The organism is Ascidiimonas aurantiaca (assembly GCF_037646345.1).
GTDB classification, from domain to species: domain Bacteria; phylum Bacteroidota; class Bacteroidia; order Flavobacteriales; family Flavobacteriaceae; genus Ascidiimonas; species Ascidiimonas aurantiaca.
In genome coordinates this window covers 130,439-144,641 of sequence record NZ_JBBEWR010000006.1, presented here as the reverse complement: position 1 = coordinate 144,641, position 14,203 = coordinate 130,439, and the positions used below count along the sequence as shown (strand labels likewise).

At 40.1% G+C, this 14,203-nt stretch carries 12 protein-coding genes and 1 tRNA gene; 2 read left to right on the top strand and 11 right to left on the bottom strand.

Annotation, left to right across the window (positions count from 1 at the left end; genetic code table 11):
* Window positions 1-16 precede the first annotated feature (16 nt).
* The 5 genes from WAO84_RS08230 to WAO84_RS08210 form a co-directional block, all read right to left on the bottom strand.
* Window positions 17-811, bottom strand: a complete 795-nt coding sequence (locus WAO84_RS08230) for a MotA/TolQ/ExbB proton channel family protein (protein WP_340065025.1) — start codon at window positions 809-811, stop codon at window positions 17-19.
* Window positions 812-882: 71 nt separating this feature from the next.
* Window positions 883-970, bottom strand: a tRNA-Ser gene (locus WAO84_RS08225).
* 73 nt (window positions 971-1,043) lie between these two features.
* Window positions 1,044-2,075 (bottom strand): asparaginase, encoded by a 1,032-nt coding sequence (locus tag WAO84_RS08220; protein WP_340065024.1) that lies wholly within the window; start codon window positions 2,073-2,075, stop codon window positions 1,044-1,046.
* On the bottom strand, window positions 2,056-3,195 hold the full coding sequence (locus WAO84_RS08215) for a 1-acyl-sn-glycerol-3-phosphate acyltransferase (RefSeq protein ID WP_340065023.1): 1,140 nt from the start codon (window positions 3,193-3,195) through the stop codon (window positions 2,056-2,058). The genes WAO84_RS08220 and WAO84_RS08215 overlap by 20 nt, the downstream gene beginning before the upstream one ends.
* A 62-nt stretch (window positions 3,196-3,257) precedes the next feature.
* Window positions 3,258-4,025, bottom strand: coding sequence for a TatD family hydrolase (locus tag WAO84_RS08210; RefSeq protein ID WP_340065022.1), 768 nt, complete (start codon window positions 4,023-4,025; stop codon window positions 3,258-3,260).
* A gap of 49 nt (window positions 4,026-4,074) precedes the next feature.
* Here WAO84_RS08210 and WAO84_RS08205 point away from each other — a divergent pair, with 49 nt between their 5' ends.
* Window positions 4,075-4,512 (top strand): retropepsin-like aspartic protease family protein, encoded by a 438-nt coding sequence (locus WAO84_RS08205; RefSeq protein WP_340065021.1) that lies wholly within the window; start codon window positions 4,075-4,077, stop codon window positions 4,510-4,512.
* Between the two features lie 664 nt (window positions 4,513-5,176).
* Window positions 5,177-5,815, top strand: a complete 639-nt coding sequence (locus tag WAO84_RS08200) for a response regulator (RefSeq protein ID WP_340065019.1) — start codon at window positions 5,177-5,179, stop codon at window positions 5,813-5,815.
* A gap of 299 nt (window positions 5,816-6,114) precedes the next feature.
* Here WAO84_RS08200 and odhB read toward each other — a convergent pair whose 3' ends face one another.
* From odhB to WAO84_RS08170, 6 genes are all read right to left on the bottom strand, one after another.
* Window positions 6,115-7,353 (bottom strand): 2-oxoglutarate dehydrogenase complex dihydrolipoyllysine-residue succinyltransferase, encoded by a 1,239-nt coding sequence (gene odhB, locus WAO84_RS08195; RefSeq protein ID WP_340065017.1) that lies wholly within the window; start codon window positions 7,351-7,353, stop codon window positions 6,115-6,117.
* A gap of 61 nt (window positions 7,354-7,414) precedes the next feature.
* Entirely contained in the window at window positions 7,415-10,195 is a 2,781-nt protein-coding gene (locus WAO84_RS08190; RefSeq protein WP_340065015.1) for a 2-oxoglutarate dehydrogenase E1 component, read from the bottom strand.
* A 139-nt stretch (window positions 10,196-10,334) separates the two neighbouring features.
* Complete coding sequence (locus tag WAO84_RS08185) at window positions 10,335-10,688, bottom strand: hypothetical protein (protein ID WP_340065014.1); 354 nt, start codon at window positions 10,686-10,688, stop codon at window positions 10,335-10,337.
* Between the two features lie 28 nt (window positions 10,689-10,716).
* Window positions 10,717-11,997, bottom strand: a complete 1,281-nt coding sequence (locus tag WAO84_RS08180; protein ID WP_340065013.1) for a metal-dependent hydrolase family protein — start codon at window positions 11,995-11,997, stop codon at window positions 10,717-10,719.
* An 18-nt stretch (window positions 11,998-12,015) separates the two neighbouring features.
* Window positions 12,016-13,035, bottom strand: coding sequence for a UDP-glucose 4-epimerase GalE (gene galE, locus WAO84_RS08175; RefSeq protein WP_340065011.1), 1,020 nt, complete (start codon window positions 13,033-13,035; stop codon window positions 12,016-12,018).
* Window positions 13,032-14,189: a DegT/DnrJ/EryC1/StrS family aminotransferase gene (locus WAO84_RS08170; protein ID WP_340065010.1), complete on the bottom strand. Its 1,158-nt coding sequence runs from the start codon at window positions 14,187-14,189 to the stop codon at window positions 13,032-13,034. Before WAO84_RS08170 ends, galE begins: the two co-directional genes overlap by 4 nt.
* Window positions 14,190-14,203 lie beyond the last annotated feature (14 nt).

The window sequence follows — 14,203 nt, the reverse complement described above, 5'->3', positions numbered from 1 at the left end:
GTTATTCTTTTAGATATTATTTTTTGTGATCTACTAACAAATCTACCAGGGTGATAGAAGCATCTTCCATATCATTAACGATGCTATCTACTTTAGCAATGATGTAGTTGTAGAAAATCTGAAGAATAATTGCAACAATAAGACCGAATACGGTAGTAAGTAAGGCTACTTTAATATCACCTGCGATAAGAGAAGCATCCAGACCACCGGCGGCACTAATTTTATCAAATGCCTGGATCATACCGATTACTGTACCCATGAACCCAAGCATTGGTGCAATGGCGATAAAGAGCGACAACCAGGATATATTTTTCTCTAACTGGCCCATCTGAACGCCTCCGTAAGCAATAACGGCCTTTTCGGCGGAATCAATACCTTCATCTGCTCTGTCAAGACCCTGATAGAAGATAGAAGCAACGGGGCCCTTAGTGTTACGGCAAACTTCTTTTGCTGCCTCAACACCTCCGGATGCCAATGCGTCCTCTACATCTTTAGCGAGTTTCTTGGTATTGGTCGTAGCCAGATTAAGGAAAATGATCCTTTCAATAGCAACTGCAAGTCCGAGAATGAGACACAAAAGAACGATCCCCATGAAAACTGCACCACCTTCTATAAAACGCTCTTTCAATACCTGATGAAAGGACCTGTTATCTGCAGCCGGTTCTTCCTGAAGAACAGCAGAAGCATCATCGGTGGAAGCAACGAACGCAGAAGCGCTTTCAGCATCAGCCGCAAGCGTAGTTGCGTTGGCCGTAGTTGCATTAAAAGCCATTAATCCGGCTATAGCCAGAATAGAGAATAATCTTTTCATTTCTTTTAAACTTAAATTTTGTTAGTTAATAGGGTTAAAGATATAAAAATTTATGTAAAGTAAAGTTAAAGCAGAGAGGAAGGGATTCGAACCCTCGATACGCTTTTGGCGTATACACACTTTCCAGGCGTGCGCCTTCGACCACTCGGCCACCTCTCTATATTTTAGTAATCTTTACGCGGGAGCAAATAACAAAAAAAAAATTACAACATAAAATTTTCTATAGTTAATTTTACACCATTTCTCCCCTGAGAGAGGTTTCATAAATAGTCTTGAAAACCTTTCTCTCCACATCGCTGCCCAAAAGGTACATGGCTTTTGCCAAAGCTGCTTCGGTAGTAATATCTTTACCATCAATAATACCCATAGTTTTAAGTTGGGCGCTGGTTTCATATTGCCCCATATTCACACTACCCCCAGAACATTGAGTAACATTAATAATATACATACCTCTTTGTATACTTTCTTCCAGCAATTTAAAAAACCAGGAATCTGTAGGTGCATTCCCGGCCCCATAAGTTTCCAGTATAATAGCTTTTATGGCAGGGTTGGTAAAAATGCATTTCAGCAGTTTTTCGCTTATCCCCGGAAATAATTTAACAACAGCAACACTATTGTCAAGTGATGTATGGAGCCTTAAAGCATTTTTCCTGGGTTTGGGCAACAGGTATTCTTTATGTATTTTAAGATGTACACCACTTTCTGCCAGAGGCGGGTAATTGGGTGATGCAAATGCCTGAAAGTGTTCGGCATTAATTTTAGTGGTTCTGTTTGCCCTGTAAAGTTTATATTCAAAATACAGGCAAACTTCATTCAGCAATGGTTTCCCTTTTTGCTGAAGTGATGCGATCTCAATAGAAGTTATCAGGTTTTCTTTAGCATCGGTACGCAGGTCACCAATAGGAAGTTGCGAACCGGTAAAAATAATGGGTTTAGAAAGGTTTTCTAACATAAAACTAAGAGCCGATGCCGTGTAGCTCATGGTGTCACTGCCATGAAGTACCACAAAACCATCAAATTGAGAATATCTGTCGAAAATAATAGTGGCCAGCATTTTCCAATATTCCGGATTCATATTGGAAGAATCTATGGGTTTCCTGAAAGAAATGGTAGTAATAGCACAATCGAGAAGGGACAATTCCGGAATGTATGATAACAGATTATCAAAATCAAAGGCTTTTAAGGCTCCTGTTTTAGAATCTTTGGTCATCCCAATAGTGCCCCCGGTATAGATCAATAATATATTAGTCTTTCCTGTCGCCATAATTCAGGTTATTGATTACGGGATTTGCATACATGGCCAAAAAATTTTCCCGGGCAACGGTGTTATTTTTCTCTACTCTTCTTTCAAGCCTTCTCATGAACTGACGGCGTTCTTTTTCAGAGTATTCATCACGAAAATGCTGTTTATTGTACAGCAGATCAAAAGCAATATAGTTGGAGGGCCAAAGTTTATAATTCTTATGGATAAGGTGATCCAGACGCTCTGCCAGCATTTGAAACTGTTTATTGGCAGGTTCATCGCTGTGTTCTATTTTATCCAATTCTTTGTCCAGACCTTCACAAACGGCCATGTGAATACGTTTTTTCTGTCCTAATGCTCCTTTTAATATGCTGTTAAAATCTTCATTACTTGTCTTTACATACTCCATATCAAAATGCTTTGCCATAAGCTCCGGCATTTTGAGAATATCTGTCGGGTCATATTCATAAGAGATAGAAACAGGAACTACTTTTAATTTTCTGAAGTACTCTATAAAATGAGTTTTCCCTCCTGCCAGGGCCAACATTTTTAAAACTCCCTGCTGGGTTCGGTCATCGCCATCTTTGGTCCTTCCCTGGCGCTGAGCTATCCAAACGGACCTGTTTTCTTCGGCAAGAAGTTTTTGTATGTATAATGATACCTGTTTTGAGCTTTTTAGCATTTCACGAGGTCCCAGCTCTCTCTGTATTAAAAAATTTCGGTTGAGGCGAGACAATGCCAGTAAAAAAGGTTTGCTTACCAGGTTATTGCCAATGGCAGAAGCTGTCATTATTAAATTGTGCTCATAGAGGGCTACATTCAATAATGATGTATCAAGAATGATATCGCGGTGGTTTGAAATAAAAAGATAAGATGTATCGGGATCCAGTTTATCAAAACCGCTGGTAGTAAACCCTTCAGAACTTCGGTCCAACACTTTTTTTACAGCATAATAAATAACCCGGGTCTGAAAATCTCTTATAGAGTGACAATGGTCTAAAATATTATGAATATCATCTTCCTTTTTTCCCGGAAATGTGAAATGAAGCAGCGCTTTTATCATAGGATGATGGCGCAACTCTTTCAAGGTCTCATTGACTTCCGAATCTTTAAAAGGTCGTATCTCATCAAAATTATTCAAAGTCAGTTTATTTTGGTTGCACAAATGAACAAAAAAAACTATGATTCACGGTTCAATAATTGTTAAACCCCAAAAACAGCCTTGGAATTGGCAGTCGTTATCTCTGCTATCTCTTCGGGAGATACCCCATAAATACCGGCTATTTTTTCTAATATATACACAAGATAACTGCTTTCATTTCTTTTTCCGCGAAAAGGTACAGGGGCCAGATAAGGCGCATCGGTTTCCAGCACAATGTGACTGATATCTACAGTGGCTAAAAATTTATCCAGGCCGCCATTCTTAAAAGTTACCACACCTCCTATTCCCAGCTTCATACCGTAATTTATTGCCTGCAAAGCCTGCTCTTTGGTACCGGTAAAACAATGAAAAATACCATGCAGGGCATCACTCTTTTCTTCTTCCAGCACTTCAAAAACTTCATCAAAAGCATCTCTGCAATGTATCACGATAGGAAGTTGATTCTCTACGGCCAGTTTTATTTGATATTTGAATGCTTTTTTTTGCCACGGCAAAGTAGATCTATCCCAGTAAAGATCTATACCTGTTTCGCCAATAGCGTAAAACCTATGTTGAGCCAGAAGGGCTTCAATATGCTCCAACTCTTTTTCAAAGTTTTCCTTTACATGAGTAGGATGCAAACCGGCCATTAAAAAAACCTGCCCTGGATATGCTGCTTTCAACCGGAACATGCTATCTGTGTAGGTACTGTCTATGGCAGGAACAAAAAAACGTTTAATACCTGCTTTCAGGGCGCGCTGTATCATTTCATCTCTATCATCAGTAAACTGTTCTGAATAAAGATGTGTATGCGTATCTGTTAAATTCATGGTGCAAAAATATACAGTATAACTAACTATATTTGTAAAAAAAGAAAAAATGATCTCACTAAAAAAGTTCCTGATGGAAAAAGGATATACTTGTATTCCTTTAAAACATACTAATACTAATCACTTTGAGATTATTGCTAAAATTAATGATGTAGAGGGGCGTTTTATTTTAGATACCGGCGCATCAAGTACTTGTGTTGGGTTTGATACGATTGAACATTTTAGACTTACCCCGGAAGAAACCGAAGTAAAAGCCTCTGGTGCCGGTGCAAGAGGCATGGAGACTCAAATTGCTAAAAGGAACAAAGTAAGTATAGGCCACTGGCATAAGAAAAATGTTCCTATTATCCTGTTCAATATGGCTCATGTAAATTCTGCATTGATAGAACATGATGCCATTCCTGTAAGCGGTATTATTGGAGCAGACATGTTAACAAAGGCAAAAGCTGTTATAGATTACAACAAAAAATGTTTGTATATAAAATAAATATGAAATAAAAACAGGTAAAAACACCCGTTTTTATTTCATGTTTATTGCCGACTTTTATAGTCAAAATTTTGTGTATGCCAACCAAGGTCAAAGCTAAATCAGACAGGTCTGGTTTTTATTTCGTCTCCATTATCGTCTTAATAGCTATTACATTTCTAATAAACTTTTTTTTGGTTATTACTATTTAATTAGTAACCGATAACCAAGTGCCCTGGGGGAAACCCCGGGGCTTTGTTTTAAATTGTTTTTAGGCGCCTTACAATTTGTGCTTACTGTAATTGGCTCATTTTCAACACGAAGAACCCCCGACTAATCAATACACCACAAAGCACTTCAGATCAAATGAATATGTATTTGTATTTTTGTAACGTTGAGAAGTTGTGCTCTCTGAGAGGCTTATAATCCCCGAAAAAGAACTTCATGTTTTCAGAATCGTTCGGGAAAGCTTCTTAAAATATTGTTGAGCATGCAAAGACACCACCCGCCCGGGCAACCTACTGAACAAAGAAAATTATATTTACATTATCACGATAAAAGACCATGAGAAGGGCTTTAACAAACTGGCATTAAAAATGCTAAAAAGCGTAGCAAGAACTTAAAAGCATTATGAGAACAGACTCAGAAAAAAAAGAAGCTCCTGGTCATTTATAATTCCTGTATTATGAAAAAAGCTCCCATAGTAATTGCAGATGACCACCCATTATTACTGAAAGGCCTTTACGATTTTTTAATTGAGAAGGGCTACTATGTTTGTGGGATGGCCGAAAATGGCAATACTGCCTATAATGAAATTGTAAAGAAAAAACCTGCTATTGCTATTCTGGATATACAAATGCCCATTATGTCCGGTCTGGAAGTAGCTGCCAAATGCAAACAAAACAAACTCGATGTAAAAATTATACTTATTACTTTACATCGTGAAAAAGAGTTGCTGCTGGAAGCCAAAAAGCTCAACATATTTGGCTATGTATTAAAAGAGTTTGCCATTGAGGAAATTGAAGTCTGCCTGCAATCTGTACTGGCAGGAACACCCTTTTTCAGTCCAAAAATCATGGAACTGCTGGAGGAAAGTAAAAAAGAAAATACGGCCATACAATTATTAACCCCTTCAGAAAAAAAGATATTACGCTATATAGCCAGCGATAAAACCAATAAGGAAATTGCAGATTTATTATATATTTCTGCTCGTACGGTTGAAAAACACAGAAGTAATATTATACAAAAACTTAACCTTCACCCCCGTATTAATAGTTTACTACATTGGGCCAAAGACCATAAGGATGTGCTCCTTAACCAATAATACCTATAACGTTTCCCAAATCAGGAATAGTAAAATACGTATTTATACGTATTGCCGGCCTTGGTATAAAATAACACTTTTGTGTTATGCTATTAATCAATAAAAAAGCTTTTTATATGGAAACTAATAAGTCAATGAGAAATGAAAATGTGTTACCGATATTAATCTTTGTTCTTTCATTTATCGTGTTGGTTTACAATATTGTGTATTTGGTAACTGTATAAGCTTTTAGAGAGTTGCTGCTAAATAAAAAAAAAGCCTCTTTTGCAAAAGAGGCTTTTTTTTTATTTAGCACTTTCCTAAAGCTCCAGGGCTTTTTTTGCATTTCCATCCATTAAAATAGTTTCCGGATCTTCCAAAGCTTCTTTAACCGCTACCAGGAAACCTACTGATTCTCTTCCGTCTATGATTCGGTGATCATAAGAAAGCGCCACGTACATTACCGGAGCCACTACTATTTGCCCGTCTTTTACTACCGGTCTTTCAACAATATTGTGCATTCCCAAAATACCACTCTGTGGCGGATTAATAATGGGGGTGGACAACATAGAGCCAAATACGCCTCCATTAGAGATCGTAAAGGTGCCTCCTGTCATTTCATCAACGGTAATTTGTCCGTCGCGCGCACGTATGGCCAGTCTTTTTATTTCATTTTCCACACCTCTGAAACTTAAGTTCTCTGCATTTCTCACTACTGGAACCATCAGGCCTTTAGGGCCGGACACTGCCACAGAAATATCGCAGAAGTCGTATGTGATCTTATGGTCACCATCAATCATTGAGTTTACATCGGGAAACAGCCCCAATGCCCGTACTACTGCTTTGGTAAAGAAACTCATAAAACCGAGGCCTACCCCGTGTTTAGCTTTAAATTCTTCTTTATACTCACTTCTCAGTGCGAAAATAGCACTCATATCTACTTCATTAAAAGTAGTAAGCATGGCCGTTTCATTTTTGGCAGTTACCAGTCTCTGGGCTACTTTTCTGCGAAGCATGGAAAGTTTGGTTCGCTCGGAACCTCTGCTGCCTCCTCCCGGAGTACCCATGGAAGGCACGGCCTGAAGTGCGTCATTTTTGGTAATACGGCCATCTTTTCCGGTACCCTTTACTGAAGAAGGTTCAATTTCCTTTTCATGCAGTATTTTCTTGGCTGCAGGACTAGCGGTTCCTGTAGCGTAAGTAGTTTTTGTTTCGGGTTGCTTTTCTGTTTCTTTAGCTTGCTCAGGGGTTTCCTTTGCGGGTGCCTCAGTTTCAGGTGTGGTGTCTTCTTTTTTCTCTTGAGTTGCACCCTCAGGCTTAGCAGCACTGGTATCTATATGGCATACCACTTCTCCAACCGCTACGGCATCTCCCTCTTCGGCCTTCAGGGTAATAATACCACTTGCTTCGGCCGGAAGCTCCAGAGTAGCTTTGTCGGAATCTACCTCAGCAATGGCCTGGTCCTTTTCCACATAATCACCATCAGCCACCAGCCACTGTGCAATTTCTACTTCTGTAATCGATTCTCCCGGAGAAGGGACTTTCATTTCTAGGATCATACTGTAATATCTTTAATTATGTGTTGTATTGATGCGTACAGAACGAATTCTGAACTTTGAATTAATGCATATTATTTTTTGTCTTATCAAAAACGTAATCTATCACTTCCTGTTGGCGTTTTTTATCCCGGGTAGCACTCCCGGCCGCCGGAGAGGCATAAAACCTTCTGGAAGCTACTCTCAGGCTATGTGCATCTTCAAAATGCATAAGTAAATGACTCCATGCACCCATATTACGGGGCTCTTCTTGTGCCCACACAAGGTCATCTGCTTTTGTATATCTTTTAATAACTTCTTTCATCTGGGTCACCGGCAGAGGGAATAACTGCTCTATTCGTACCAATGCCATATCATCGCGCCCTCTGGTCTCTCGCTCCTGATGGAGATCATAGTAAAACTTACCGGAACAGAAAACTACGGTTTTTACTTTATCTGTCTTAGCTTCTGTATCATCTATAAGCATCTGAAAGCTTCCGTTTACCAGCTCATCTACTGTAGAAACTGCTTTGGGGTGCCTCAGCAAACTTTTAGGAGTAAATACGATTAAAGGTTTGCGATATCCTGCTTTCATTTGTCTCCTGAGGAGATGATAAAAATTGGCAGGTGTGGTACAATTGGCTACAAACATATTGTCTTTGGCACATAATTGAAGATACCGCTCCATTCTTGCAGAAGAGTGCTCTGCTCCCTGCCCTTCATACCCGTGAGGCAAAAGCATGACGAGTCCGTTTTGAAGCTTCCATTTATCTTCTGCAGAAGAAATGTATTGATCTATCATGATCTGGGCCCCATTACTAAAATCGCCAAACTGGGCTTCCCAGATGGTAAGGGTATCAGGACTGGCCATAGCATACCCATAATCAAACCCTACAACTCCATATTCTGACAAGAGGGAATTATAGATAAAGAATTGCCCCTGTTCTTCTGCCAGGTGATTGTGCAATACCACTTCTTCTTCACTATCTTCTACTTTTAAAACGGCATGACGGTGCGAGAAGGTTCCACGCTCCACATCCTGACCGGTAATACGAACATCAAATCCTTCTTTTAAAAGGGTGGCATAGGCCAGAAGTTCTCCCATTGACCAATCCAGTTTGTCAGTTTCGAAAAACATTTTGTGCCGCTCATTGATAAGCTTTTCTATCTTGCGAAGGAACTTTTTGTCAGATGGCAATTTACTCAATACTTCGGCCAGTTCTGCCAAGGTATCTTTATCAAAAGTTGTATCAACTGGTTGTAACATGGCATCCTCTTGTACAGGCTGGAAACCTTTCCATTCATCCTGCATAAAAGGAGTTATAATTGTCTTTTCTTCTTTTTTGGAATCTTCCAGTTTTTCTTCCAGACGGGATTTATAATCACTTTCCAGGTTCTTTACATATGCATCATCAATAATACCCTGATCTATAAGCTTTTCAGCATAAATATCTCGTGGATTTTTATGTCTTGAAATTGCTTTATAGAGTCTGGGTTGGGTAAAGCGAGGTTCATCTCCTTCATTATGGCCGTATTTTCGATAGCCTAGAAGATCTATAAAGACATCTCTTTTAAAGGTCATTCTGAAATCCAGAGCAAAAAGTGAAGCGTGTACTACTGCTTCGGCATCATCGGCATTTACGTGCAATACGGGAGAAAGGGTTACTTTGCCCACATCGGTACAATAAGTTGAGGAGCGGGCATCGAGGTAATTAGTGGTAAAACCAATTTGATTATTGACTACAATATGTATGGTGCCATTAGTTTTGTAACCGTCCAGTTGTGCCATTTGCACAATCTCATAAACCACTCCTTGTCCGGCTATGGCTGCATCCCCATGAACAATAATGGGAAGCACTTTGGAAAAGTCATCAGGATAGTGCTTGTCTTGTTTAGCCCTGGCAATACCTTCTACAACAGCGCCTACGGTTTCCAAATGTGAAGGGTTGGGAGCTATGTTTATGTTTATTTTTTTTCCGCCATCGGTTTCGCGGTCACTGGTCCAACCCAAATGGTATTTTACATCTCCGTCAAAAACGGCCTGCTCATAGTCTTTTCCTTCAAACTCGCTAAAAATGTTTTTTGCTGATTTTCCAAAAATATTGGTAAGTACACTGAGTCTTCCCCGGTGTGCCATTCCCATAACAAATTGTTTCACGCCCATATCGGCTGCTTTCTCCAATAGTGCATCAAGCGCAGGAATTAATGATTCGCCTCCTTCCAGTGAAAAACGCTTTTGCCCTACGTACTTGGTATGCAGAAAGGTCTCGAACGAAACAGCCTCATTTAATTTTTTTAGAATATGCTTTTTCTGGTCAATATTGAAATCAGGATGATTATCGTTTACATTGAGTTTGTTTTGAATCCATTGTATTTCTTCAGGTTTCCTGATGTACATGTATTCAATACCAATTGCATCGCAATAAATATTTTCGAGATGCTCAATGATCTTTCGTAGTGATGAGGTACCAATACCTAAGATATCTCCGGCGTCAAAAGTGCTGTCGAGATCTTTTTCGGTAAGCCCGAAATTACTAATGTCCAGATTAGGTGCATATTTTCTACGTTCCCTCACCGGATTGGTTTTGGTAAAAAGATGCCCCCGGCTTCTGTAACCGTCTATTAACCGTAATACCTGAAACTCTTTTCGTACTTTTTCTGAGACGGTAACAGTTTCTCCTGTGTCTGCTTTGGTTACAGTGATATCTCCTTCAGAAGGGTAACCACCGTTCTCCATACCGAAGTCAAACCCCTGAAAAAAGGCTCTCCAACTGGGCTCAATACTGTCGGGATTCTGTAAATACTGATCGTATAAATCTGCAAAAAAAGAAGTGTGTGCAGCGTTTAAAAAGGAATATTTATCCATATAATCGTTTGCAAAATATCTTTGTGATAAAATTTGTTCAAAAATACAACATTTAGCAACAACCTCTATTTATTACTCTAAGAAAATAGGATTCTTAACAGGATTTTAAATGTTTCACGCTCAACCTGTAAAAACACAATTATTTAGACAAGTTATTACGTATCCAAACCTTTTGCCACTCTCTTTTTAGTATAAGAAAAGTAACCCCCTCAGACAATTGGCCTACGTCTGCTCCGTCCAACTGTTTAATCTGGCTCTCATGAACATCTACAATGTAAAGAAGGTTAAGATACGTTGCAAAGTTATGGTTAATTAAATGCAGAACGGTTTGCTGTAAAAAGGTTTTTAAGGCTTCAGGTTTTACAGTGTCTTCCGGCAATTCATATATTTGCGCAGATCGCAGATCTTTTTTTAACTGGACCACGAGCTTTTGGTAAAGCTTTTGTTTTTCGGCTTCATCCAGCAGGCTGTATATATCCGGAAATTCACTCATAACCTCTTTTTCTTCGCATTCCTAACGGCTACTCATTTTTATAGATCACTCCGTTTTTCATAACGAATACTACTTCTTCGAGGGTCTGTACTTCTTTTTGCGGATCTTTTTTTACGGCTATGATATCTGCCAGAAACCCTTCTTGCAGTTTACCCAGTTTATCTTCCATACCTAAAAGTTGAGCGTTGGTAACGGTGGCAGATTGTATGGCTTCCATAACAGGCATACCGGCTTCTACCATATATCGAAATTCCCGGCCATTTTCACCATGTGGAAAAACACCCGCATCAGTACCAAAAGCGATAGGCACCCCTTTTTTGTATGCTTTTTGAAAAGTGCCCTGTATTTGCGGGCCTACTTCTCTGGCTTTCTGAGCCACTACCTCAGGGTAGAAACCCGGTACTTCTGCTTTTTCAGCAACCTGCTTACCCGCCGTAATGGTAGGTACTAAATAGGCCTTGTGCTTTATCATGAGTTCCATGGTCTCCTCACTCATAAAAGTACCGTGTTCTATAGTTTTTATTCCTCCGCTAACCGCACGCTGCATCCCTTCGTCCCCATGTGCATGGGCGGCGGTAAGCATTCCGTAATCTTTAGCGGTTTCGGTAATTGCTTTTATTTCTTCTATGGTAAACTGAGGGTTACTTCCGCTTTTAGCTACACTGAGTACTCCTCCTGTAGCAGTTATCTTTATTACATCTGACCCATCCTTATAACGTTGTCTTACTGCCTGACGGGCCTCATTTGGCGAATTAATAACACCTTCTTCTGGTCCCGGATGCGGGAACAAACCTTTGCGGCTCCCATTGGTGGGGTCTGCATGCCCACCGGTGGTTCCAATTGCTTTGCCTGCTGTAAATATTCTGGGGCCCTTTACCCATCCTGCATCTATTGCCTTTCGCAAAGAAATGTTTACACCGGTGCCTCCCAGATCCCTAACTGTTGTAAAACCGGCCATAAGTGTTTTTTCGGCATACACTGTTGATCTGAGAGCTACATCAGCCGGATTATCGGTATAACGGGACAAATACTGCCCGGGACGGGATTCACTTTCAATATGTACATGGAGATCTATTAAACCCGGTAAAACCACTTTACTCCTGAGGTCTATAAGCTCTTGTTTTTTGTCGTTTACCGAAACATACCCGTCCAGTACTTTTGTGATCTGGTTTCCGGATACTACCAGGGTTTTCTCTTTCAACAAGGTTCCTGTTTCTGTATCTATAATGGCACCGCAATGCAAAATCAATTCCTGACCCATCAATTGCGCCGATATAAGTAGTACAAAAAGGATGCTCCACTTTTTCATAAATACAGATTTAAAATTTTACAGGTTTCTAATTTTTTTCTCCCATTTCCAGGCAGACTCCAGAGCTTCTTCTAAAGAAAATTGTGCTTCCCAGCCTAATTCACGTGAAACTTTGGTAGTATCGGCAAAAGCTCTGGTAACGTCACCGGGCCTTCTCTCTACTATTTTATAGTTCAGTTTTACACCAGTAGCCTTTTCAAATGCATTTACCACTTCGAGTACAGAACTACCTTTACCTGTACCCACATTAAAAACTTCATAGTTGGCAGTATTTGCTCCTTCCAGCAATCGCTGTAGTGCCACGACATGCGCTTTGGCAAGATCTACCACATGAATATAATCTCTTATACAGGTCCCGTCTTCCGTAGGATAGTCATCTCCAAAAACAGATAATTCTTTTCGGATACCTGCTGCTGTTTGTGTGATATATGGTACCAGGTTTTGTGGCACTCCCAAAGGTAATTCCCCGATCAAGCCACTGGGATGCGCACCAATGGGATTGAAATACCGCAGGGAAATAGCTTTAAAATGTGAATTTACCAGGCATACATCTTTAATGATCTCCTCCCCTATCTGTTTGGTATTTCCGTAAGGAGACATAGCTTCCTGAACGGGGGCATGTTCTGTAATGGGCATCTGTGCAGCCTGACCGTACACGGTACAGGAAGAACTGAATATAAAAGAGGGTGTGTCTTTAGTAAGTATATGTTGTAAGAGATAGACAAGGGTACCAATATTATTCTCATAATATGCCAGGGGCTGCTCAACGCTTTCACCTACTGCTTTAAAAGCGGCAAAATGAATAATCCCTTCAATATCTTCATGCTTCCCGAAAAAAGACGCTACGGCTGTTTTATCTCTCAGGTCTAGTTTTTCAAATAACGGCTCTTTACCGGTAATAGCCGTAATACCCTGCAACACATCAATAGATGAATTGGAGAGGTTGTCTATGACCACTACCTCATACCCTTCATTTTGAAGTTCAACTACTGTGTGAGAACCTATGTACCCCAGGCCACCGGAAACAAGTATTTTCATGAACTATGTATAAATTCTTTCACTTTAGAAGTGATAAAAGCAATCTGATCGTCTTCCAGCTCGGTATGCATAGGCAATGAGATCACTTCCTTAACTAATTGGTTGGTCACTTTAAAATGAGCATCGTTGTATTTGTCTTCTTTATACGCTTTTTGATCATGCAGCGGAATGGGATAATACACTCCACAGGGAATCCCGTTCTCATTGAGAAAGCTTACTAATTGGTCTCTGTCGGTATTAAGAACCCGTAATGTGTACTGATGAAAAACATGGCAATCACATGTATCGCATATAGAGTTACAGCCATTCGCCAGTTTTGGGGTAATAATATCTTTTTCGTTTTCAAATGCCTGATTGTACTTGATCGCAGCTTCTCTGCGTTTCTTATTGTATGTATCGAGCAAAGGGAGCTTTGCGCGTAAAACTGCTGCCTGCAGAGAATCCAATCGTGAGTTTACCCCTACCACATCATGGTGATACCGCTGATACATACCGTGATTTACAATACCGCGAATGGTATGCGCTAACTCATCATCATTTGTAAAAATAGCACCTCCGTCTCCATAACATCCCAGATTTTTAGAAGGGAAAAAAGAAGTAGATGCCACGTGCCCAATAGTTCCTGCTTTCTTTTTGGTACCATTAGAAAAAGTGAAATCGGCACCTATGGCCTGTGCATTGTCTTCAATAACATAAAGATTATGTTCTTCGGCAATTTTCATTATTTCTTCCATAGGAGCACACTGCCCGAAAAGATGTACCGGGACAATGGCTTTTGTGCGTGGGGTTATTACTTTTCGTATGGCTTCCGGGTCTATGTTAAAAGAGGCCTCATCTACATCTACCAGTACGGGGGTAAGCTTCAACAACGCTATCACCTCTACGGTAGCAGCAAAAGTAAAATCGGCCGTAATTACCTCATCTCCGGGCTGAAGCCCCAGACCCATCATGGCGATCTGTAAAGCATCTGTGCCGTTGGCACAGGGTATTACATGTTTTACTCCTAAATAGTTTTCCAGCTCTTTTTGAAAAGCATGCACTTCAGGGCCGTTTACAAAAGCTGTAGAGTCCAATACTTCCTGAATAGAGGTATTGATCGTGTTTTTTATATCTGCATACTGACCCTTTAGGTCTACCATTTGAATTTTCTTCATATAAAAAGCAAACA